The organism is Pseudomonas sp. P7758 (assembly GCF_013386485.1).
Classification (GTDB): domain Bacteria; phylum Pseudomonadota; class Gammaproteobacteria; order Pseudomonadales; family Pseudomonadaceae; genus Aquipseudomonas.
This window is the reverse complement of record NZ_JACARS010000128.1, coordinates 15,597-36,562: the sequence shown is the minus strand read 5'-3', so window position 1 is coordinate 36,562 and position 20,966 is coordinate 15,597. Positions and strand designations below refer to the sequence as shown.

Sequence of the window (20,966 nt, the reverse complement as noted above, 5' to 3'; positions counted from 1 at the left end):
AGCTGCACCATGACCAAGCTGACATTTACCCGCGTGTTGAATTACACGGCCCTTGCTGCTGCCCTGGCACTGGGAGCCATCGCGGCACCGGCGGTGGCAGTTGCCGCCGCGCCCCAAGTCAAAACCCAGGCCCCTGGTTACTATCGCACGATGCTTGGAGATTTCGAGGTCACCGCGCTGAGTGACGGCACCATCGATGCACCGTTCGACAAATTGCTGAATGAGCCGGCTGCCAAGACCACTACCGCACTGCGCAAGGCGTTCCTCGGGGTGCCCACCGAGACCTCGACGAACGCGTATCTCGTCAATACCGGCACTCGGCTCATCCTGATCGATACCGGCGCTGGTGCGCTCTTCGGGCCGACCCTGGGCAAGCTCGCGGCCAACCTGCAGGCAGCCGGCTACAAGCCGGAGCAGGTCGATGACATCCTTCTCACGCACATGCACCCGGACCACGTGGGTGGGCTGGTTGCCGAAGGGGTGATGGTGTTTCCGAACGCCACGGTACACGCCGACAAGCGTGACGCCGATTACTGGCTCTCGCCGGCGAGGCTGGAGCCTGCCTCGGCCGACGCCAACAGCTTCGTACCCGAGTTCGCGAAGGGTGCAATGGCTTCCTTGAACCCGTATATCGCGCTTGGAAAGTTCCAGCCTTTCCAGGGCAGCGGGGAGATCCTGCCGGGGTTCAAGGCGCTGTCCAGCTATGGCCATACCCTGGGGCACACCAGCTACCTGGTTGAGAGCAAAGGCCAGAAGATGATTGTCGCCGGTGATCTGATCCACGCCGGTGCCGTGCAGTTTGCCGACCCGTCGGTGACTATCGAGTTTGATACGGACAAGAAAGCCGCCACCACTGCCCGCGAGACCGTGTTCAGCCTGGCTGCGAAAGAGGGCGCGCTGGTCGGCGCGGCGCACCTCTCGTTTCCCGGCCTGGGGCATTTGCGTGGTCAGGGCGCCGCGTGGCAATGGGTGCCGCTGAATTACTCAACCGAACTGAAGTGACTCGCGATTAGTACGCTTCACGGGGAATCATGGAAATAAACTCCGACCTGAAGATACCTTCCATGACCTGCATGAAATCCGAGGCGAGCTTGGAGCGCTGCTGGTGACCCGGAAATACCATCGAAACCTCGAAGGGTATGTCCTGGTCCAGCGGTCTGAACGTAAGGCCCGGGTATTTCGAGTAGGAGGCGGTGAATGGATCACACACGGTGATGCCGAGCCCCCCGGACACCATTCCGCAGGCGGAGTGCGCGGCGGTGGTTTCAACGCTGGAGACGCCTGCAACACCCCGAGCCTCCATGGCTGATGTGATGCGTCGCTGCAAAGGATTGTTGGCGTTCAGGGTAATCAGGCGTCGCCCGTGCAAATCCTCCAGGGTCACCACGTCTTTGGTGGCCAACATATCGTTGGCCGGCATCACGCACACCGCGCTGATGGGTGGCAGGTTGATCACCTGGATCCCGGGATATTCCCCTGAAGGAATCTGCACAAAACCAATATCGATCTGGTTGGCAGACGTCAGTTCCAGGATGCCCACCGAGTTGCGCACATCCAGCGAGGTTCTGACCTCGGGGTGCTTTCGCGCGAATCGGCATACCCCCTCAGCCACCACACTGAGCCCCAGCGTGCTCATTGAACTGATCCTCAATGTGCCGGTGCGCAGCGTCACAAGGTCCTCTGCAACCCGCTCGATGCGTTCTATGCCTTGATAAAACTTGTCCACCTCCGCGTACAACACCTGTGCTTCCGCCCCGGGAATGAGGCGATTGCCTTCACGGCGAAACAGTCGAAGGGAAAGGACAATTTCGAGGTCGCGGATGAGCCGGCTGATGGCCGGTTGACTGACCTGAAGTGCCTCGGCGGCGATAGTCATGCTTCCGGTGAGCATGACCGCCCTGAAAGCTTCCAATTGGCGAGGATTGAGTTTCATTGTGGCTCTCGATCGAATGTTGGAGGGCGCATTTTTGCGAGCGTATAACATTTTGTTATGTGCGTCCAACCTGTTACCGGTTTGCTATAAGCATGTAACGGCGCGATGATTTAGTTGCGTGGTTTTACCAAAGAAAAGCAGTTCCCGTTATTAATATCGGGTGCCGCTTAAGTAAAAATAAAAAAGAGGATAGCGCGTGCTGAATTATACCGTCCGCAGGTTGTTACTTCTGCTTCCGATGCTGCTGGGAGTCTCCATTGTGGTCTTCCTGGTCATGCACTTTATTCCGGGAGATCCTGCGCAGCTGGCAGCAGGTCCGGATGCAACAGCGGAAGATGTTGCGCAAATAAGGCAAAACTACGGATTGGATAAGCCGCTAATCAATCAATACCTTATTTATGTCAGGAAAGTTGTCGTGGGTGATTTTGGCGAGTCATTCCAGACATTCACGCCCGTGCTCGAAGGTATAGCCAGAACTCTTCCCGCCACGATTGAACTGACCGCTGCCGGAATGTTGCTTGCCGTCATCATTGGTGTTCCCCTCGGTATTGCGGCCGCTTTGAAGCCCAGAGGCTTCCTTGATAGTTCGCTGACCACCGTTGCAGTTCTGGGCATATCAATGCCTGGCTTCTTTCTGGGACTGATATTGATGCTGATCTTTTCAGCCAACCTCGGATGGTTGCCGCCGACCGGCAGAGGCGGGCTGCAACACCTGATATTACCGGCCTTGACACTTGGTTTGCCGTATGTTGCAACTTTTTCACGGCTGGCCCGATCCACCATGATGGATGTGCTGAGGGAAGATTATATTCGTACTGCCTATGCGAAAGGTGTACCGAGTTACAAGGTAGTACTCAAGCATGCACTTTCCAATGCGGCCATTCCATTGGTGACAGTATTCGGTATGGACTTCGGCCGGTTACTGGGTGGCGCGGTTATTGTCGAGACAGTATTTGCCTGGCCGGGAATGGGGCGGCTCTTGATTGATGCAATCATGGCTCGGGATATTTATGTCGTCCAAGGCACAGTTCTTGTGTTTGCCGCGGTGGTGGTAATTATCAACTTAATGGTGGATTTGGTTTATGGCGTCCTCGACCCTCGCGTCACTTACAACTGAGGCCGATATGAAACTTCCGAAAAAATATCGGTTGGGCTTTGTCAGTTTCCTTATTTCCAATAAGCGCTGGTTCGCGTTTGCTTCATTGATCGTGATCCTGGTGATGGTTGCTGCGGCGATAGCTGCCCCTTTGTTGTTTGATTGGGATTCGGTCACCAAGATCAACTTATCAACGTCCCTTGTCGAGCCCGGTGCAAGTTCCTGGCTCGGCACGGACCAATTGGGCCGTGACTTGTTGGGTCGAGTCGTGTGGGGGGCACGAATTACGCTCACCGTCGCAGTTTCAAGTGTCAGCATTGCGATGGTCATTGGCATCGCTTTAGGTGCGGCGTGTGGCTATTACAACGGCGCCATCGCCGGGGTGGTGATGCGGGTCATGGACTCGATGATTGCATTTCCCCGGACACTGGTTGCCATTCTGGTCATCACGGTGGCGGGCAACAGCATAGTAAGCCTGACACTGGCCATCGCCATTTCAACGATCCCGATTTACGTGCGTTTCTTTGCCGGGCCGGTCATGGCATTGAGAAACCGCGAGTTTGTATTGGCCTCCAAGTCGATTGGCGTCAGCGATCTGCGGCTGCTGCTGATACATATCCTGCCGAATATCGGTTCGCTGGTCATTATCCAGGCCACCGTCTCGCTGGCTGAAGCAATCCTCATTGGTTCCGGGCTCAGCTTTCTGGGGCTTGGCCCGCCGCCGCCCACCCCGGAGTGGGGCTCGATGATTGCCGAGTCGCGGCCGTTATTGACCACCCATCCCTACGTATTGATTGCGCCCGGATTTGCACTGGTTTTGACCATATTGAGTTTCAACATTGTGGGGGATGCGTTGCGAGACTACATCGACCCGAAATCACGTAACGCATAAATGAGTTCGGCGCGGTTAAACACGCCCTGTGTGTCCACCAGAATTATCAAGCGAGAAAGATTATGCGGCGTCTGAATTGCCTGGAAGTATTGATACGGAGTTTCGCTGTTGTCGGCATCCTTGGACTGTCGGCGGGCCTATCGTTTGTTGCCAACGCCAAAGACCTGAAGAAGCTGACATTCGTTCAAGGCGCTGATATCGATACCCTGGACCCAGCGATTTCGCGCAGTGTGCCTTCCTATAACGTGATTAATCACCTGTTTAATCGGTTGGTCGCATGGGACGGTCACGGGCATAACACGTTTGTAGCTGATTTGGCGCAGTCATGGTCAAGGTCCGAGGATGGACGGCAATGGATTTTTATCCTGAAACCGGGAATTACCTTTCATGACGGCACGGCGTTTGATGCTGCAGCGGTGAAGTTTAACCTGGACCGAATCATGAACCCCAAGCTCGGTTCTCCGCACCGGTCCTACTATGCGGATATAGCTTCGGTGGATGCGCTAGCGCCGAATGAGTTACGCATCACCACAAAAAATCCGTCACCCACAATGTTGGAGTTACTGGCAAAAGAATCTTCGTCAATCAGCAGTCCGGCCGCTGTCGTTAAATATGGACGGGCTTATGGGCACCATCCCGTCGGTACCGGGCCCTACGTATTTGATAGTTGGATACCCAACGACCAGGCCGTTATTCATAAGAACAACGCTTTTTATGGAACAACGGCAAAACCGGAAACCATCGTGTTCCGTCCGGTCAGGGAAGATTCTTCCCGAGTCATAGAGCTGCGAACGAACAATGCGGATATCGCGGCAAATTTATCGCCCGAGGCGGCTATTGAATTAAAGGAACTGAATAAATCCACCTTGCTGCGGGTACCCAGCACATTCCAGGTGTTCTTTGAAATGAACCTGACCAAACCGCCCTTTGATGACCCGCGCATACGGAGGGCGGTGAGTATGGCGATTGATCGCCAGGCATTGGTCGACAAAGTGTTGTTGGGATATGGAAAAGTACCCACTGGCCCATTTCCGGAGGGTACGCAAGCCCGACGTGAATTCCCTCCGGTGAAGTACGACCCTGATGCGGCAAGAAAAATAATTAACGAGGTATATCCAGGCGGTTATCCAGGCACCGTAGTTATATGGACCCCGGCGGGACGCTATACCAAAGATCGCCAGGTCTCGGAAGTTGTCCAAGGCTATCTTAACGCCGTGGGGCTGAAGACCGAGTTTAAGGTATGGGAATGGGCAACGTATCAAAAGAACTTGTATCGCCCCGAGCCGGGCAAGGGCACGGGCAAAGGTAGCAATGACGCAAACATGTGGTTACTGGGAACGGGCATATCTGACGCGGATATTCGTTTGCGTCGAAAGTTGTCCAGCGGCGACCCGCAGAATCTCACGGGTTACAGCAACCCTCAGGTAGACAAATTACTTCAGTTGGCCTCGCGTGAACTGGATGAAAAAACACGCATGTCCTATTACGGCCAGATTCAGCAGATTCTATGGGAACAAGACCCGGACAATCTGCCGCTGTTTGACCAGGAGCAAATAATTGGTGTGCGTAAAGCGTTGAATGGCCTGGATGTCGATTATGAAGGGACCATCGATTTGACGAATGTAGAACTTATTGAGCGGTGATTTAAATGTCGAATTTACATGCCAACGAAACACTGTTAACCGACGCTCGCCTGAGTGCTCCTCCCGCTGAACGCATGGTCAAGTACCATGATATTCCGGCACTTGAGACCGAGAAACGTCAGTTTCACGAGTTTGTCGAAGTGGACCTGGCGCACACCGTGATGCTGGTTGAACAGCAGATTCTTTCTGTGTCGGTCGGGCAAGCCATCCTCGCGGAGCTGCGGTTGATTCGGGACATGGTTCCCGCCGACTTCCCGTTTGATGTAAAGAAAGGCAGCTTCCTGCTTCAGGTTGAATCGTACCTTTTCTCCCGGATCGGCGAAGACTCGGCCGGGCAGATGCACACCGGCCGCAGCCGGATAGACCAAGGGGCAACGGTACGCCGCCTGTACGACCGCAAGCGCATCCTGGCGGTGCTGGACCGTATCAATGAGTTCCAGGTGGCGTTGATTCAGAAGGCCTCCACGCATTCGGGCACCATCATGCCCGGCTACACCCATATGCAGCATGCCCAGCCCTGGGTGTTCGGCCACTACCTTTTGAGTTTTACGTCGAGGCTGCACGACAGCTTCAGCCGCTTGATGCACGCTTACACCCGGGTCAATCGCAACCCCCTTGGTGCCGTCGGCCTGGCCGGCACGTCCTGGCCGCTGGACCGTGGGCGCACCACGCACCTGTTGGGGTTCGACAGCCTGGTAGAAAACTCCAAGCTGGGCCGCGAAGCATGGTACGCAGCAGAGACGATTGGCGCATTGTCCTTTGTCATGGCCGACCTGAACGACCTGGCAACCGACCTGCATATCTGGTCGAGCGTCGAATTTGGAACGGTGGAAAGCCACGACGGCTATTGCGGCACCAGCAGTATTTTCCCGCAGAAGAAAAACCCCAGCGGCTTGGAAACCATCAAGAAAGCTGCAGGTGGATCGGTGACCTGGCTCAGCACGGCCCTGGCCACTTTCCGGTCCGAAGGTACCGGCGACCAGGCGATGCGCGACCTGCCGTTGATCCATGATGCGCTGGCCACCACCGAAGGCATGCTGGACCTGTTTACCGGCATCATTGAAACCCTGGTGGTGCATGAGGACCGGATGACAGCCCTGCTCTCCGGGAGTTGGTGCACCGCCAGCAACCTCGCCGATGTGATCGTTCGGGACCGGGGCATCTCTTTCCGCCAGGTCCACCACATCGTGGCCCGCCTGGTGCGTAACTGTCTGTACGAGGGCGTGGCTCCTGCCGGGGTGACCGGCGCCGCACTGGATCAAGCCAGCGTGGAAACTGTCGGCTCAACCCTGGGCTACTCGGATGCCCAGGTCCGCGATGCTTTGAACCCGCGCCGTTTTGTCGAGACCCGCACTTCCGCGGGCGGCGTCGGCCCGGACGAGGTCCGGCGATTATTGTCGATCGCCCAGAACGAACTGGAGCAGGACCGTGAGTGGGTTGCGCAGAGCCGGCGCAAGGTCGATCAATCCCGTGCCGACCTTGACGCGGCCATCTCGGCGATCGTCGATTAAAGGAGCGCCCCATGAACGAGAATTTGGTAGCCCGGGTGAAAAACCTGAGTGTCGGCTTCGGCACCAGAGGGCGCGAGACGCCGGTGGTGCGCGATGTGTCCTTCGAGGTGATGCGCGGTCAGACGCTGGCGATCGTGGGTGAGTCCGGCTCCGGCAAATCCGTCACCTCAATGGCGATGATGGGCCTGATCAAGCGCGCCGGCGGACGGGTGCTTTCGGGCTCGATGGAGCTGCAAACCAGGAATAACCAGATTGTCGACCTGGTGGCGGCGCCCGAGTCTGTCATGCGCACACTGCGGGGCTCGTCCATGTCGATGATCTTTCAGGAGCCCATGACTTCGCTGAATCCGGTCTTCAAGATCAGCGCGCAACTCATCGAAGGCATCTTGCTGCATCAGCGGTGCAGCCGTGCGCAAGCCGAAGCCCAGGCATTTCGCATGCTGGACCTGGTGCGTATTCCGGATGCGAAGCAGGTCATGAACCGGTTTCCCCATGAGCTTTCCGGCGGCATGCGCCAACGGATCATGATTGCGATGTCGCTGGTCTGCGAGCCCACACTGCTGATCGCCGACGAGCCGACCACAGCGTTGGATGTGACGGTGCAGGCGCAGATCCTGCGGATTATCAAGGAGCTGCAAGATAGCCTGGCCATGGGTGTGATCTTTATCACCCACGATATGGGCGTGGTGGCGGAAGTCGCAGACCATGTGATGGTGATGAAGAAAGGCGAGACCGTTGAGCAAGGTCCGGCAAGGGCAGTGCTGCAGGAGCCCAGGCAGCCCTACACCCGGGCATTGCTGGCGGCTGTTCCAAAAATCGGCTCAATGCGTGGCACTCAACTTCCCGCAAAATTTGCCTTGATCGATGATGACGTCGCAGCGGGTGCAGAACCTGCGCCTGGCGTGGCCCCGGACTACCAGAGTCCGCCGGTGCTCAGAGTCGAGTCGTTGTCCATTCGGTACGACCTCAAAGGTGGTCTCCTCGGGAAGGTCCGGCGCCGTGTGCATGCCGTCGAAGGCATCGACTTTGATATCTACTCAGGTGAAACGCTGGCCCTGGTGGGCGAGTCCGGGTGCGGGAAATCCACCAGCGCTCGTGCGATTGCCGGGCTGATGCCGATACAGGGCGGGAATATCGTTTTCGGTGGCAAGAACCTTACGACGTTGAACAAGAGCGATATGAACTCGCTGCGCCGCGATATCCAGATGGTCTTCCAGGATCCCTATGCATCCCTGAACCCGCGTCTCACGATCGAGAACAGCCTGCTGGAGCCGCTGCATGTTCATGGCATTGCACATGGCGCGCAAGCACGAAAGCAGGTGCGAATATTGCTGGAGAAGGTGGGGCTGTCGGCGGAGCATGCACAACGCTATCCGCACGAGTTCTCGGGTGGGCAGCGACAGCGGATCTGCATCGCGCGGGCGCTGACTCTGTCTCCGAAGCTGATCATCGCCGATGAAGCCGTCTCGGCGCTGGACGTGTCCATTCAAGCCCAGGTGATTAATCTCCTGCAGGACCTGCAGCGCGAGATGGGCATTTCATTCCTGTTTATTTCCCATGACCTGGCGGTGGTCGAGCGGGTCAGCCACCGGGTGGGGGTGATGTACCACGGACGCATCGTTGAGATCGGGCCACGCCAGTCAGTGTTCGAGCAGCCTCAGCACCCTTACACCCAAAGGTTGCTGAGCGCGGTGCCCTCGGCGGACCTGAACGTGCCCAGAAAGCCGTTCAGCCTGATGGAGGAGAGCGTGCCCAGCAGGATTTACGAGGTGGGCTACAAGGCTCCGCCGATCAGTTACCGCGAGGTCGCCGCGGGCCACTTCGTTGCAATTTGAGCGCCGGGTATCACAGGTCGACACACCGCCCTGTGCGGGCGGGTTCAACTGCCCTTAACGAGCATGTACTTGCTGAAATTGTTGATGTGATCATCAAGATTATCCTCAAGCATCATCCGGTACTGATCACAGAAATACTTCAGCATCGCCTCACGCGCCTGGGCCATTTCTTCGCCGGATTTAAAGCTGCGTGCGCTGACCCAGGCATTGAAGCGTGTGGTGCCGAACATCATCGAGGCGCTGACTTTGCCCAGGTCGGCGAACGCCCTGAACTGCTCGTTGGACAGCTCGATGTGCGCGTCCGCGCGATCATAGAAGCCGTTGTCGGTGGTGTCTGGCATTGCGGTTACCTTCCTGTTCGTGAGTGCGGCGAAGGTACCGCCGCGCTCCACAGGAAGGCAACCACATCGGCCGCTTCAGGCCTTATTTATTGCGCGTCACCCTCCACACCGTGTTGGCCAGGTCATCGGCAATGATCAGCGCACCCTTCGGATCAACCGTGACCCCCACCGGCCGCCCGCGAGTCTTGCCATCGTCCCCGCGGAAACCCGTGGCGAAGTCCAGCGGCTCACCGGCAGGCCGGCCATTGCTGAACGGCACGAAGATCACCTTGTAGCCCACCGGATTGTCCCGGTTCCAGCTGCCGTGCTCGCCGACGAAGACGCCGTCGGCATATTTCTCGCCCATGGCCGGGATGGAAAAATCGACGCCCAGCGCGGCGACGTGGGAACCCAGGCTGTAATCCGGCTTGATCGCGGCGGCGACCTTGGCCGGGTTCTGCGGTTGGGCGCGGGTGTCGACGTTCTGGCCCCAATAGCTGTAGGGCCAGCCGTAGAACTCGCCTTCGCGCACCGAGGTCAGGTAATCCGGCACCAGGTCCGGCCCCAGTTCATCCCGCTCGTTGACCACCGCCCACACCTGCCCGGAGCCCGGTTGAATGGTCAATGCCGTCGGGTTGCGCAAGCCGGTTGCATAAGGCTTGTGGGCACCGGTGGCGGCGTCGATCTGCCAGACCATCGCCCGGTCGATCTCGACCTCCATGCCGCGTTCGGTGATGTTGCTGTTGGACCCGATGCCCACATACAGCGAGCGGCCATCGGGGCTGATCGCCAGGGATTTGGTCCAGTGGTGATTGATCGCGGCGGGCAGCTCGGTGACGGTGGTGGGCGGGCCACCGGCCTTGGTCTGGCCGTCTTCGTAGTCGAAGCGCACCAGCGCATCCTGGTTCGCCACGTACAGCTTGCCGTCGGCAAAGGCCAGGCCGTAGGGCGCGTTGAGGTTTTCGGCGAATACGGTTTTCAACTCGTAGGTGCCGTCACCGTCGGCATCGCGCAGCAGGGTCAGGCGATTGCCGCCCTTGACCTTGGTGTTGCCCTCGGCCTTGATCATGCTGGCGATCACATCCTTGGGCTTGAGTTTCGCTGCGCTGCCGCCCCGGCCTTCGGCGACGAGAATGTCGCCGTTGGGCAGCACCAGGGTCTGGCGCGGGATCCGCAGGTCGGTGGCGATGGCCGTGATGCTGAAACCCTCGGGCACCGTAGGTTTCTGCTCGCCCCAGGCCACCGGTTCGGCGATCTTCATGCTGGGCAACAGGCCGCGCTGGGGTTCCGGCAGCTTGGGGTCGGGGCCGCGAGCTTGAGTGCTGTCGGCTTCGCCACCGCAGGCGCTCAACAGCACCGCCATGCTTAAAACGGTCAGCGTGCTGGAAGGCTTCATTGGGCACCTCCCGAGCGCAGGTTGGTCAGCCCGACCCACGTGGTCACGCAGGCCAGCAGGGTCACGACGGCAGACAGCACCAGGCCCGAAGGCATCACGGCCCAGGCATCCTTCGCATGTTCAAAGGCATTTACCAGGCCCAGCGCCCAGGTCACCAGCAACAGCAGGAAGTACACCGTGGGGCGCCCGGCCTTGCGGTCGGCACGCAGCAGGTTGACCAGTGCAAACAACCCCGCCAGCCCGCAGAACAGCAGGGCGCCGGCGATCAGCCAGGCGGCGAAGTTGCTCCATTGGATCTGGTAGGTCTGGTAGTAGGCAATGTCGCTCAGCAGGGCGCCGAGAGACAGCGGGACGGTACCGGCCAGCAAGGTCGCATGAAGCGGGCCAGGCGTGCAGCGGTAGGTGAGGGTGGTGGTGACGGTCACGGGCGGCTCCTTATCGTTGAGCGGCCCTGATGAGGCTCATCAGGGCCGCGCTGACTGCGCTTAAGGAAGGAGCGTGCTGCTTGCGCGTTAGTTCACCCGCTATTCGTTTCCAAATATGTTGCGTCAGTTGATGCGTGGATGTTGCTGCACCAGGTTTTCACGCTTGGCTTCCAGCTCGGCGATTTGCGCGTCGATATCTTCGATCTTCTGCTCGATATTGTCTTCGTGCTCCTGCAGCAGCTCCTTGGCTTCCTCGATATCCGACGCCGCCGGTGCCGCGCCGCGCAGGGGTTTGTTGGCGGTTTCCTTCATGGTCAGGGCGGTGAAAAGCCCCAGTACGGCGAATACCATCAGGTAATAGGCCGGCATGTACAGGTTGTTGGTGGTCTCCACCAGCCAGGCCATGGCGGTTGGCGTGAGGCCGGCAATCAGGATCGAGATGTTGAAGGCGCTGGCCAGCGCGCTGTAGCGGATGTGGGTAGGGAACATCGCCGGCAGGGTGGACGCCATCACGCCGATAAAGAAGTTGAGCACCACCGCAATGATCAGCAGCCCCGAGAAAATCAGCCCGAGCTTGCCGCTGTTGATCAGCATGAACGCCGGAATGGCGAGAAAGAACAGCGCGATGCTGCCGAACAGAATGAAGGGTTTGCGCCCGATCTTGTCGCTGACAAAGCCAATCATCGGCTGCACGAACAACATGCCGACCATGATCGCGATGATGATCAACACGCCGTGGTTTTCGCTGTAGTGCAGGTTGTGCGACAGGTAGCTCGGCATGTAGGTGAGCAGCATGTAGTACGTGACGTTGGTCACCACCACCACGCCGACACAGGTCATCAGGCTGCGCCAGTGCTTGGTGGCGACTTCCTTGAACGAGACTTTCGGGCCGCCCGCCAGGCCTTCGCGGTCACCTTGTTCGAGTTGCTCCACGTGCTGTTGAAAGGCCGGTGTTTCTTCCAGGGCATGACGCAAGTACAGCCCGATCATGCCCAGCGGCAGGGCGAGGAAGAACGGCAGGCGCCAGCCCCAGGACTGGAAGGCGTCTTCGCCGATTACCGCCGAAATCAGCACCACCACGCCCGCGCCGAGCACGAAGCCGGCGATGGAGCCGAAGTCCAGCCAACTGCCGAGGAAGCCGCGCTTGCGGTCCGGGGCGTATTCGGCGACGAAGATCGAGGCCCCGGTGTACTCACCGCCCACCGAGAAGCCCTGGGCCATCTTGGCCAGCAGCAACAGGATCGGCGCCCAGATGCCGATCGAGTCATAGGAGGGGATCAGCCCGATGGCGAAGGTGCTCAGGGACATGATCACGATGGTCGCCGCCAGGACCTTTTGCCGGCCGTATTTGTCCCCCAGCCGGCCAAAGAACAGGCCGCCCAGCGGGCGAATCAGGAACGGCACCGAGAAGGTCGCCAGGGCCGCGATCATTTGTACGCTGGGAGACGCTTCGGGGAAGAACACCTTGCCCAGCACATAGGCGACAAAGCCATACACTCCGAAGTCGAACCACTCCATGGCATTGCCCAGCGCAGCGGCGGTGATCGCCTTGCGCATCTTGGCGTCGTCGACGATGGTGATGTCATCCAATCCAATCGGATTGACGGTTTTCTTGCGTGATTTCATGGGAATACTCAGCCGCAGGTCCATTTCGATGCCACTGTTTTGGTGGCATGCGCTTAATGGGTCAGATACATGCGGACACTGAATAATTCACCACTGGCTGGATTTTTTTGTTAACGGCCAGCGCCTTACCGGGACAACGCCACCGCATCCGCCCCGGCCGGGATACGCATCGGGCTGTTTGGGTCAGTCGCCGCGCGCCATACGGCTTCAGCCACATCCTCGGCCAACGTAACCTCGGAAGGCTCCCCCCAGGCGGCAAATATGCGTTCCGCCAGGCCTGCGTAAGCCTCGGGAATCAGGATGCGGTTGCGGGCGTTTTCGCCGAAGCGGGTGGTCGGTGCGCGCCCTGGCAATACCAGGTTGGCGCGTACATTGAACGCCGCCAGTTCCAACGCCAGGGATTCGGTGAAGCCGTTCACTGCGCATTTGCTGGCGGTGTACACGGCCAGCAACGGCAACGGTAGCAAGGTCACACTGGAGGTGACGTTGATTACCACGCCGGCCTTGCGCTCACGAAATTGCGGGAGCACGGCCTGGGTCATCGCGATGGTACCGAAGGTGTTGGTTTCGAATACCTCGCGGATCGTTTGCATGTTGATGCCTTCGACCGCGCCCAGCAGGCCGATCCCGGCGTTGTTGACCAGTACATCAACCGGCCCGGCGGCTTCGATGGCCTGCTGGATGCTGGCCTCGTCACTCACATCAAGCGCCAGCACCCGCAGGTGCTCCGAGGGCGGTAGAAGGTCTTCCCGGGGCGTACGCATGGTGGCGACGACCTTCCAGTCGCGGGCCAGGAAGTAGCGAGCGATTTCCAGGCCGAAGCCGGACGAGCAGCCGGTGATCAATACAGTATTCATGGACGTTCCTGCCAGTGATGAGGGTCGTAAAACGATAGGCCGCGTTGATTGGACTTGCTATGCTTCAAAGTCCAAATTTCATTTGCAGGAGTCCGGTCATGGTCGACCCGCTGGCCGAGATCGTCACATTGCTGCAACCCACCGCAGGCTTTTACAAAGTGGTCAGCGGCGCCGGTGCCTGGCGCGTGCAGCGGGCCCACAATGGGCAGCCGTTTTACTGCGCGGTGCTTGAAGGCCAGTGCTGGCTGACCTTCGACGGCAGGCCGGCGGTACCTTTGCAGGCCGGGGATTTTGTGTTGATTCCGGCTTCCCGGGTGTCCGGCATGTCGAGTGCCGTTGACCTGGAACTGCCGGAAACCACACCCGTTGTGCAGCCTGATGGGGAGTTCCGGATTGGCGAACAGAGCGGGCCGGCGGATATTCGCTTGTTGGTCGGGCATTGTGCGTTTGCCTCACCCGACGCAGCCTTGCTGGTGTCGTTACTGCCCGAGCTGGTGCATGTGCGCGGGGAGCCGAGACTGGCAACCCTGGTCCATCTTGTGGGTGAGGAGTCACGCAGCCAGCGGCCTGCACGAGAAGTGATTCTGGATCGGTTGCTGGAAGTGTTGCTGATCGAAGCCTTGCGCTCGACAGGCAGTACGACGGCATCCCCCGGGTTGCTGCAGGGCTTGTCTGACGAACGACTGGCGGTCGCTATCCGCCTGCTGCACGAACAACCCATGCGGGCCTGGACGGTGGCGGAACTGGCAAAACACGCCGCACTGTCGCGCTCGACGTTTTTCGAACGCTTCAACCGCGCCGTGGGTGTCGCCCCGATGGCGTACCTGTTGGCCTGGCGCATGGCGCTGGCGAAGAAGCTGCTGCGCAATCAGGCAGGCGGTATCGCCGACATTGCCGAGCAGGTCGGCTATGGCTCCGCCAGTGCCTTCAGCGTGGCGTTTACCCGGTATGCCGGGCAGTCGCCGACCGTTTATGCTCGCGGCGAGGGCGCACCGGTGGATTAACTGATCCGCTCGCCCCCCAGGGAATCACGCTGCATCGACTGCAGGTTTTTCTCGATGGTTTCGCAAAGGGCTTCCATCTGGATCTGGTGCTCGCTGTCGCGGAACGGGCTTTGCAAATCGGTGCCGATGCGTTCGATGGCCAGCAGCATGAAGCCCACCACCGTGGACGCCAGCGGGGTGAACCAGCCCAGGGATTCCACCAGGCCCACCGGCACGATCAGGCAGAACAGCGAGATGAACAGCCGTGGGAAATACACGTAAGGGTAGGGCAGCGGCGTATTGGCGATGCGCTCCATGCCGCCCTGGCTGTTGGACAAATCCACCAGAGTCGACTCCAACCGTGCCAGGCGAATGCTGTCCAGGCGCCCGGCCTTGTATTCCTGGGCCAGCAGGGCTGCGGAGCCGTTGATGATGTCGTTGGAAAAGTTATTGGTACTGGTGCTGCGGGCGAACTCGTTGGCCGGCAGGAAGGCGCGGATTTCTTCCGGGCAAGGCTGGCCCCGCAAGTGCGCCGCCAGGCAGTTCACATACGCCACGTGACGGCGCAGCAAGGTCGCCTTTATCGGGTTGACCTCATTGTCCGGGTCATCCAGCAGCGTCAGCACTTGCCGGGCGAAGCTGCGGGAATTGTTGACCATCGCCCCCCACAACGTGCGTGCCTCCCACCAGCGGTTGTAGGCGCTGCTGTTGCGGAAACTGATCAACACCACCAGCGCCGAGCCGAGCAGGGTGAGCGGCATCAGCGGCAGGTTGATCTTGCTGTTGAGGAACAGCATGAAGTCCACGGTGACGGCGATATCCCAGAGCAGCAGCCAGAACAGCGCCCAGCCTACATAGCCCATGGTCTTGATGATCAGGCGGTATTTTTTGATGATGGCAGCTTTCAAACGGAAACCTCGCGGCGAGCGGTAAGCATCAATGCCCTAGCTCGGACGGTGTTTACCGGGTAAAGGTTCGCCGGGGGGCCGGGTCTTCAGGCCTGGAATGTCAGGACAAAACGGTTTTCGCCCTGGGGCTTGCCGTCCGGTGCGGGCTGGTCGGGCACGAAACCGCAGCGGGTCAGGACTTTTTGTGAGCCCACATTCTCGGGGTACACGTACGCCACCAGTTGGGTCAGTGCCCAGCGCGCCTGTGCCTCGTGGATCAGATGGTTCAGCGCCAGGGTTGCCAGCCCTTGCCCGCACGAGCGCTCACCCACGCGGTAGCCGACTTCGGCAGAGCCCTTTGGCGAGTCGATGCTTTTCAGGTTGGCGCGACCGACGATTTCGCCGTTGGCGTCTTCGATCACGAACGGGTGCCATGTGCCGGTGGCCAGGCCTGATAGATAACCGTCAATATGCTCGGCGACGCCCTGCACCGAGTAAAACGATGGGTCGCGCGCCTCGATATGCGACTCGAGCCAGTCACGGTTACGGGCTTCGAAGGCCAGCAATGCTTCAGTGTCCGTACTGCTCAGCTCGCGAACGCGAAATGACGTCATTGCTCGAATCTCCAGGGTTGTTCTGTCCATTTAGTCATGTTTTCGTCATAAAGGCGTGTGAAATTTGCCTGCCAAAAATATGAAATCATGGAGTTTTTCCGATGAGGGTAGTCACCTCCGGCTCGGCGTATCTGGACATCGATGCATACGCCTGCTGCATTGCGTATGCCGAGTTGTTGAATCGTCAGGGAATCGAGGCGCGTGCCGTCAGCAGTGCTCCACTGAATGCCAGCATCTCCAGGACCGTGCTCGGCTGGCGATCATCACTGGATGACTACCGGCCCGGGCCCGGCGATGAGTTTGTGATGGTGGATATCTCGGACTTCCACCACTTCGACCCGGTGGTCGTGCTCGATCAGGTGGTGGAGGTGATTGACCATCACCCGGGGTTTGAAACCTATTGGGCGCAGAGGCTGGGAAGTGCCGCAGACATCCGTTTGATCGGTGCAGCAGCGACGCAGGTTTTCCTGCGTTGGGAAGCGGCCGGTTTGTTGCCGCTGATCAGTGAGCACAGTGCCGCGCTGCTGGCCACGGCAATCCTGGACAATACCCTGAATTTTACCGGGCAGTTGACCACCGCGGCGGATGTTCGGGCTTATGAAACCCTCGCGCTGCTGGCGAAACTCGCGGCAGACTGGCCTGAGCGGTATTTCTCCGAGTGCCAGGCCACTATCGAGTCAGACCTTGCAGGCGCGTTGGCGGGCGACCTGAAGTGGCTGAAAGCCGACAGCAACCTGCCGCAGGTTTTTGCGCAGATGACGGTGTGGGATGCCGGTGCGCTGATCCGAAAGCATCGCTCGACCATCGCTGATTGGCTGGCGGCGCAGGGGGAGGACTGGCTGGTGAATCTCATCAGTATCCGCGAGTGCAGAAGCTATTTCCTGGCTGAGCCCAAGGTCAGCCAGGAAAAACTGAGCCAGTTGCTTTCCATCGACTGGCAGGCCGGGATGGCGGTGCTGGATCGTTCGCTGTTGCGCAAGGAACTGGTAAGGCTGGCGGCCACTGATTGACGGCGCTCACCAAAGTGACGTTCCTCTTTGATGAACCCGCAATACAATGGCCAGGGTATTACCGAAAAGGAACGGCAGTTGAACGAACACACATTGTCCATGCGCCTTGAGCGCGTGGCGACGCACGTCCCCGCCGGGGCGCGCCTGGCGGATATCGGCTCCGACCACGCCTACCTGCCGGTGGCATTGATGCGCCGCGGCGCCATCGTGGCGGCGGTGGCGGGCGAGGTGGCCCTGACGCCGTTTCGCGCAGCCGAGCGCACGGTGCGCGAGAACGAGCTGGAGCAACACATCACCGTACGCCTGGCCAGTGGCCTGGCGGCGATCGAGCCGGGAGACGGGATCACCGCGATCAGCATCTGCGGCATGGGCGGCGAGACCATCCGCGATATCCTCGACAGCGACAAGGCGCGCCTCAACGGCCGGGAGCGCCTGGTGCTGCAGCCCAACGGCGGCGAGCAACCGTTGCGCCAATGGTTGATGGAGAACGGCTACCGCATCGTGTGCGAAGAGCTGCTGCGGGAGAACCGCTTCTTCTACGAAATCATCGTTGCCGAGCACGCCGGGCCTGTGACCTACACCGCCGAAGAACTGTACTTCGGCCCGCTGCAAATGCAGGCCCGCAGCCCGGAATTCCTGCTCAAGTGGCAGCGCATCCTGCGCCACAAACAGCAGACCCTGAGCGACTTCGCCCAGGCGCGGCAAGCGGTGCCCGAGGACAAGGTGCAAGAGGTCGCCCAGCAGGCGCGGTGGATCGCAGAACTGCTGGCGTGAGGGTCAGCCTGCGAGGGTGTTCAGCTCTGCGAGTGCCTCGTCCGAAAGATCCAGCTCGCCCACCGCGATGTTTTCCCGTAGATGGGTGACCGAGGACGTTCCCGGGATCAGCAGGATATTCGGGGAACGGCGCAGCAGCCATGCCAGGGCCAGTTGCATCGGGGTGACGCCGAGGCGCCGTGCAACGTTCGACAACACCGCTGACTGCACTGGCGAGAACCCGCCCAGCGGGAAGAATGGCACATAGGCGATGCCGTCCCGGGCCAATTCGTCGAGCATCGCGTTATCGTGCTGGTGGGCGATGTTGTACAGGTTCTGGACGCACACGAAGCGCACGATTTTTCGCGCCTCGGCGACCTGCGTCGGGGTAACGTTGCTGATGCCGATATGGCGTATCAGGCCCTGTTGTTGCAGCTCGGCAATGGCACTCAGGGGTTCCTCGATCGAGCCTTCGGCAGTGCCCATCACGCCGTGCATGGCCCGCACATTCACCACGTCCAGCACATCCAGGCCCAGGTTGCGCAGGTTGTCGTGCACGGCCTGGGTCAGCTCGGCCTTCGACGAAGCGTTGAACCAGGCGCCATCGTCGCCACGGCGGGCGCCTACCTTGGTGACGATCGTAAGATCGTCTTTATACGGGTGCAGTGCCTCACGAATAATCTGATTGGTGACATGCGGCCCGTAGAAGTCGCTGGTGTCGATATGGTTCACGCCGCAAGCGACGGCCTCGCGCAGTACGGCCAGCGCTGCATCACGGTCCTTGGGCGGGCCAAACACGCCTGGGCCGGCCAGTTGCATGGCGCCGTAGCCGATGCGGTTGACGGTGCGATCGCCGAGATTGAATGTGCTGGTGGTCATGGTCGGGGCTCTTGCTTGACGGGAGGAAGCCTATAATATGAAGGATCCTTCAGGTTTAGAATTCGCATTCCATGAGCCCTCTCAAAGCGTCGTTAAAGCCAAGAAAATCAGCGGTCCAGGCCCGGTCGGCGGCGACGGTGGAAGCGCTGCACACGGCAACCCTTCAGGTTTTGACCGCTCAGGGCCTGGTCCGCTGCACCACGACCCGCGTGGCCGAGCGGGCGGGCATGTCGGTGGGCAGTCTCTATCAGTACTATCCGAACCGCGATGCACTGCTTGCTGCGGTATTGGAGAAGCATCTGGTGCAGGTGGCCGAGACCGTCGAGCAGGCGTGCGATCAACACCAGGGCACCACGGTGGCGGAAATGGCATCGGGGTTTGTCACGGCTTTTCTCGCCGTGAAGCTGATGGACCCGACGGCGTCCAAAGCCCTGTATGCCATCGCAGGTGAGCGGGGCGGTGCGGAGCTTGTGGCGCGGATCAACAAGCGGGTGGTGGCCGCGATTGCAGCGATGTTGGCGACGGCGTCGGATGCCCGTTTTGAAGACCCATCCCTTACCGCCGCCATCTCGCTCAGCGCGGTGGTGGGACCGGTCCGGGCGTTGCTTGAAGGCAATGCATCTGCGGCCTTTGAAGCCGGCCTGGAACAGCAGGTGACCCGCATGCTGCGAGCTTATCTTCAAACCTATCAGTCACTTACGTAAACCGTGTTCAGGGTATTTTGCAGCGCTGCTTCGCACTAAAGTCACATCCATGGGTCCATAAGCCCCGCAATCGAACTTTGAAGATTTAACCCATGCACCTACGCAAAATTGCAGTTGGGCTGTCGGCCCTTGTTTTGCTCTCCACCGGGGCGCAAGCCCGTGGCCTGCTGGACCTCATCACACCGCCTCAATCCCATACCTCCCGCTCGGGCTCCATCAGCCAGGGCGCGGCCCTGGGTCTGTATTCAAGCCAACAGAAAAAGCCATCGTTCGACAGTTGCGCCGACCTGTTCCCGGCCGCACAACCGATCAACACGGCCGCCGTGCCGGCCACCATGAAACCCCTGGCGCTGTGTTCCGATAATTTCGCGGTGCTGTACTCGCAAACCAGCAAGACCCCGCTGGTGGTGGTCGAACGCCTGAATGCCGGCCAGTTGAAGGATGCCAAAGGCGAAGAACGCACCAACCAGTTCTACCCCGACCCGCGTATTCCCAAAGGCGCGCGCGCCGAGTTGAGCGACTACCGTGGCCAACACCCGGCCGTGGACCGTGGCCATCAATCCCCGGCGGCGGATGCGCCGAGCACCAACGCCATGGCCCAGTCCTTTGCGCTGTCGAACATGGTCCCGCAAGACCCGACCAACAACCGCAAGATCTGGAGCAAGGTCGAGGCGGACGTGCGCAAGTTTGCCAAGCGCGCCGACGGCAACGTGTTCGTGTTCACCGGGCCGTTGTTTGACCCGGGCTACAGCACCATTGGCGACAACAAGGTCTGGGTGCCGACTCGCCTGTTCAAGCTGGTTTACGACGTGTCGTCCAAGCGCGCCTGGGCGTATGTTCTGCCCAACGCTGAAACCCGTATCGAGAAGCCGATGGACTACGCGACGTTTGTGAAAACCACCGGGCTCAAGTTGCTCGGGAATTTTCCGGTGACGGGGTCCGTCGGGCGTACTTGATGGCCTGAAACCGGGTGCGTCACTTGCCCTTTTTCAACGTCTTCAAGCGCAACGTTGCGCGCTGCACAGCGGCCATCTTCTCTGGCCGCTTCATCTTTTTCCATTTGCGAATATCGTCCTTGGTGCGTCCACAACTCACGCACAGCTCACCACTGAGCTGGCAGGTTGAGACGCACGGGTTCTCGATATCTTTAGCCAAGGCTTTACCCCTTTACCGCATACAGTTTGAGCAGGCGCAGGCGCCAATTGCCGCCATGCTGCAGGTGGCATTCTTCCTCGGAGTCGAAGCGCACGTAGCGGTCCGAAGAAGGGCGATCCACCCCGGCATCCTCCAGCGCGGTGGCCGTCAGCTCGCGCATGCGCAGGTCCAGTCCGGTAGATAGGGCCAGTTCCCGGTTCGCCCTGGTATCGAATACCCAGATGACCAGCAGGCTTTGGGCAAAGGCCTGGTAGTCGACTTCGTGGGTCAGCCAGTCGAAGCCGGTAATTTCGGCTTTCGCGATCTCACAGGCTTCGGTCAGGGCCGCGACCAGGCGACGTTCGATGCGCGCGCTGTCGCGTTTGCTTGAAGACATGGGGATTCCTTGAGGAGCGAGGAGGGTGATGATACGCGAGAGATCTACTGAGGGAGCTGTCGAGCTTTAGC

Annotated in this window: 22 protein-coding genes; 11 read left to right on the top strand and 11 right to left on the bottom strand. The window is 59.7% G+C overall.

The features are described 5' to 3' along the window. Nucleotides 1–9: 9 nt before the first annotated feature. Entirely contained in the window at nucleotides 10–1,002 is a 993-nt protein-coding gene (locus HX873_RS25025; protein WP_003207912.1) for an MBL fold metallo-hydrolase, read from the top strand. Between the two features lie 7 nt (nucleotides 1,003–1,009). Here HX873_RS25025 and HX873_RS25020 read toward each other — a convergent pair whose 3' ends face one another. Beyond that, the gene (locus HX873_RS25020) at nucleotides 1,010–1,933 is read right to left on the bottom strand and encodes a LysR substrate-binding domain-containing protein (protein WP_087692926.1); all 924 of its coding nucleotides are present in this window, start codon (nucleotides 1,931–1,933) and stop codon (nucleotides 1,010–1,012) included. A 196-nt stretch (nucleotides 1,934–2,129) separates the two neighbouring features. Here HX873_RS25020 and HX873_RS25015 point away from each other — a divergent pair, with 196 nt between their 5' ends. The 5 genes from HX873_RS25015 (at nucleotide 2,130) to HX873_RS24995 (ending at nucleotide 8,910) form a co-directional block, all read left to right on the top strand. Continuing rightward, on the top strand, nucleotides 2,130–3,050 hold the full coding sequence (locus tag HX873_RS25015; RefSeq protein ID WP_003207915.1) for an ABC transporter permease: 921 nt from the start codon (nucleotides 2,130–2,132) through the stop codon (nucleotides 3,048–3,050). A 7-nt stretch (nucleotides 3,051–3,057) separates the two neighbouring features. Next, nucleotides 3,058–3,921 carry an ABC transporter permease gene (locus HX873_RS25010; protein WP_008433279.1) on the top strand — a complete coding sequence of 288 codons (864 nt, stop codon included), beginning with the start codon at nucleotides 3,058–3,060 and terminating at the stop codon, nucleotides 3,919–3,921. A gap of 62 nt (nucleotides 3,922–3,983) precedes the next feature. Next, nucleotides 3,984–5,564 carry an ABC transporter substrate-binding protein gene (locus HX873_RS25005; protein WP_003207917.1) on the top strand — a complete coding sequence of 527 codons (1,581 nt, stop codon included), beginning with the start codon at nucleotides 3,984–3,986 and terminating at the stop codon, nucleotides 5,562–5,564. Between the two features lie 5 nt (nucleotides 5,565–5,569). Next, nucleotides 5,570–7,075: an argininosuccinate lyase gene (gene argH, locus HX873_RS25000; RefSeq protein WP_023659030.1), complete on the top strand. Its 1,506-nt coding sequence runs from the start codon at nucleotides 5,570–5,572 to the stop codon at nucleotides 7,073–7,075. Nucleotides 7,076–7,086: 11 nt separating this feature from the next. Continuing rightward, nucleotides 7,087–8,910 (top strand): ABC transporter ATP-binding protein, encoded by a 1,824-nt coding sequence (locus tag HX873_RS24995; protein ID WP_177123359.1) that lies wholly within the window; start codon nucleotides 7,087–7,089, stop codon nucleotides 8,908–8,910. A gap of 44 nt (nucleotides 8,911–8,954) precedes the next feature. Here HX873_RS24995 and HX873_RS24990 read toward each other — a convergent pair whose 3' ends face one another. The 5 genes from HX873_RS24990 to HX873_RS24970 form a co-directional block, all read right to left on the bottom strand. Next, nucleotides 8,955–9,251 (bottom strand): DUF3144 domain-containing protein, encoded by a 297-nt coding sequence (locus HX873_RS24990; RefSeq protein ID WP_003207921.1) that lies wholly within the window; start codon nucleotides 9,249–9,251, stop codon nucleotides 8,955–8,957. A gap of 82 nt (nucleotides 9,252–9,333) precedes the next feature. Next, a complete protein-coding gene (locus tag HX873_RS24985) occupies nucleotides 9,334–10,626 on the bottom strand; it encodes a sorbosone dehydrogenase family protein (protein ID WP_177123358.1) in 1,293 nt (430 codons plus the stop codon). Further along, nucleotides 10,623–11,051, bottom strand: coding sequence for a DUF2231 domain-containing protein (locus HX873_RS24980; protein WP_177123357.1), 429 nt, complete (start codon nucleotides 11,049–11,051; stop codon nucleotides 10,623–10,625). Before HX873_RS24980 ends, HX873_RS24985 begins: the two co-directional genes overlap by 4 nt. A gap of 123 nt (nucleotides 11,052–11,174) precedes the next feature. Further along, the gene (gene proP, locus HX873_RS24975) at nucleotides 11,175–12,677 is read right to left on the bottom strand and encodes a glycine betaine/L-proline transporter ProP (RefSeq protein ID WP_003207926.1); all 1,503 of its coding nucleotides are present in this window, start codon (nucleotides 12,675–12,677) and stop codon (nucleotides 11,175–11,177) included. A gap of 125 nt (nucleotides 12,678–12,802) precedes the next feature. Further along, nucleotides 12,803–13,534 (bottom strand): SDR family oxidoreductase, encoded by a 732-nt coding sequence (locus HX873_RS24970; protein WP_177069250.1) that lies wholly within the window; start codon nucleotides 13,532–13,534, stop codon nucleotides 12,803–12,805. A 98-nt stretch (nucleotides 13,535–13,632) separates the two neighbouring features. On the opposite strand from HX873_RS24970, the gene HX873_RS24965 reads away from it, so the two are divergent. Further along, nucleotides 13,633–14,538, top strand: a complete 906-nt coding sequence (locus tag HX873_RS24965) for an AraC family transcriptional regulator (RefSeq protein ID WP_177069249.1) — start codon at nucleotides 13,633–13,635, stop codon at nucleotides 14,536–14,538. Here the strand turns inward: HX873_RS24965 and HX873_RS24960 are convergent. Both HX873_RS24960 and HX873_RS24955 read right to left on the bottom strand, forming a co-directional pair. Further along, a complete protein-coding gene (locus HX873_RS24960) occupies nucleotides 14,535–15,425 on the bottom strand; it encodes a bestrophin family protein (RefSeq protein WP_008433288.1) in 891 nt (296 codons plus the stop codon). The two genes, HX873_RS24965 and HX873_RS24960, sit on opposite strands and share 4 nt — an antisense overlap. An 86-nt stretch (nucleotides 15,426–15,511) precedes the next feature. Further along, on the bottom strand, nucleotides 15,512–16,018 hold the full coding sequence (locus HX873_RS24955; protein ID WP_177123356.1) for a GNAT family N-acetyltransferase: 507 nt from the start codon (nucleotides 16,016–16,018) through the stop codon (nucleotides 15,512–15,514). Between the two features lie 101 nt (nucleotides 16,019–16,119). Between HX873_RS24955 and HX873_RS24950 the strand changes: the two genes are divergently transcribed. Further along, a complete protein-coding gene (locus HX873_RS24950; RefSeq protein WP_177123355.1) occupies nucleotides 16,120–17,028 on the top strand; it encodes a bifunctional oligoribonuclease/PAP phosphatase NrnA in 909 nt (302 codons plus the stop codon). Nucleotides 17,029–17,106: 78 nt separating this feature from the next. After that, on the top strand, nucleotides 17,107–17,802 hold the full coding sequence (locus HX873_RS24945) for a tRNA (adenine(22)-N(1))-methyltransferase TrmK (RefSeq protein ID WP_177123362.1): 696 nt from the start codon (nucleotides 17,107–17,109) through the stop codon (nucleotides 17,800–17,802). 3 nt (nucleotides 17,803–17,805) lie between these two features. On the opposite strand, the gene HX873_RS24940 is transcribed toward HX873_RS24945, so the two are convergent. After that, on the bottom strand, nucleotides 17,806–18,660 hold the full coding sequence (locus HX873_RS24940) for an aldo/keto reductase family oxidoreductase (protein WP_177123354.1): 855 nt from the start codon (nucleotides 18,658–18,660) through the stop codon (nucleotides 17,806–17,808). 71 nt (nucleotides 18,661–18,731) lie between these two features. Between HX873_RS24940 and HX873_RS24935 the strand changes: the two genes are divergently transcribed. Both HX873_RS24935 and HX873_RS24930 read left to right on the top strand, forming a co-directional pair. Further along, entirely contained in the window at nucleotides 18,732–19,364 is a 633-nt protein-coding gene (locus tag HX873_RS24935) for a TetR/AcrR family transcriptional regulator (RefSeq protein WP_023659027.1), read from the top strand. 92 nt (nucleotides 19,365–19,456) lie between these two features. Beyond that, nucleotides 19,457–20,320: a DNA/RNA non-specific endonuclease gene (locus HX873_RS24930; RefSeq protein WP_177123353.1), complete on the top strand. Its 864-nt coding sequence runs from the start codon at nucleotides 19,457–19,459 to the stop codon at nucleotides 20,318–20,320. A 19-nt stretch (nucleotides 20,321–20,339) separates the two neighbouring features. Here HX873_RS24930 and HX873_RS24925 read toward each other — a convergent pair whose 3' ends face one another. Both HX873_RS24925 and HX873_RS24920 read right to left on the bottom strand, forming a co-directional pair. Continuing rightward, nucleotides 20,340–20,519, bottom strand: coding sequence for a DUF1289 domain-containing protein (locus HX873_RS24925; RefSeq protein WP_003207939.1), 180 nt, complete (start codon nucleotides 20,517–20,519; stop codon nucleotides 20,340–20,342). A gap of 4 nt (nucleotides 20,520–20,523) precedes the next feature. Further along, nucleotides 20,524–20,895, bottom strand: coding sequence for a hypothetical protein (locus tag HX873_RS24920; RefSeq protein ID WP_177123352.1), 372 nt, complete (start codon nucleotides 20,893–20,895; stop codon nucleotides 20,524–20,526). Nucleotides 20,896–20,966 lie beyond the last annotated feature (71 nt).

What these genes read in the sequence shown, in the direction of transcription:
- HX873_RS25025 (WP_003207912.1), top strand. Translation starts at nt 10, where the DNA reads ATGACCAAGCTGACATTTACCCGCGTGTTGAATTACACGGCCCTTGCT.
- HX873_RS25020 (WP_087692926.1), bottom strand. Translation starts at nt 1,933, where the DNA reads ATGAAACTCAATCCTCGCCAATTGGAAGCTTTCAGGGCGGTCATGCTC.
- HX873_RS25010 (WP_008433279.1), top strand. Translation starts at nt 3,058, where the DNA reads ATGAAACTTCCGAAAAAATATCGGTTGGGCTTTGTCAGTTTCCTTATT.
- HX873_RS25005 (WP_003207917.1), top strand. Translation starts at nt 3,984, where the DNA reads ATGCGGCGTCTGAATTGCCTGGAAGTATTGATACGGAGTTTCGCTGTT.
- argH (WP_023659030.1), top strand. Translation starts at nt 5,570, where the DNA reads ATGTCGAATTTACATGCCAACGAAACACTGTTAACCGACGCTCGCCTG.
- HX873_RS24995 (WP_177123359.1), top strand. Translation starts at nt 7,087, where the DNA reads ATGAACGAGAATTTGGTAGCCCGGGTGAAAAACCTGAGTGTCGGCTTC.
- HX873_RS24990 (WP_003207921.1), bottom strand. Translation starts at nt 9,251, where the DNA reads ATGCCAGACACCACCGACAACGGCTTCTATGATCGCGCGGACGCGCAC.
- HX873_RS24985 (WP_177123358.1), bottom strand. Translation starts at nt 10,626, where the DNA reads ATGAAGCCTTCCAGCACGCTGACCGTTTTAAGCATGGCGGTGCTGTTG.
- proP (WP_003207926.1), bottom strand. Translation starts at nt 12,677, where the DNA reads ATGAAATCACGCAAGAAAACCGTCAATCCGATTGGATTGGATGACATC.
- HX873_RS24970 (WP_177069250.1), bottom strand. Translation starts at nt 13,534, where the DNA reads ATGAATACTGTATTGATCACCGGCTGCTCGTCCGGCTTCGGCCTGGAA.
- HX873_RS24965 (WP_177069249.1), top strand. Translation starts at nt 13,633, where the DNA reads ATGGTCGACCCGCTGGCCGAGATCGTCACATTGCTGCAACCCACCGCA.
- HX873_RS24955 (WP_177123356.1), bottom strand. Translation starts at nt 16,018, where the DNA reads ATGACGTCATTTCGCGTTCGCGAGCTGAGCAGTACGGACACTGAAGCA.
- HX873_RS24950 (WP_177123355.1), top strand. Translation starts at nt 16,120, where the DNA reads ATGAGGGTAGTCACCTCCGGCTCGGCGTATCTGGACATCGATGCATAC.
- HX873_RS24940 (WP_177123354.1), bottom strand. Translation starts at nt 18,660, where the DNA reads ATGACCACCAGCACATTCAATCTCGGCGATCGCACCGTCAACCGCATC.
- HX873_RS24935 (WP_023659027.1), top strand. Translation starts at nt 18,732, where the DNA reads ATGAGCCCTCTCAAAGCGTCGTTAAAGCCAAGAAAATCAGCGGTCCAG.
- HX873_RS24930 (WP_177123353.1), top strand. Translation starts at nt 19,457, where the DNA reads ATGCACCTACGCAAAATTGCAGTTGGGCTGTCGGCCCTTGTTTTGCTC.
- HX873_RS24920 (WP_177123352.1), bottom strand. Translation starts at nt 20,895, where the DNA reads ATGTCTTCAAGCAAACGCGACAGCGCGCGCATCGAACGTCGCCTGGTC.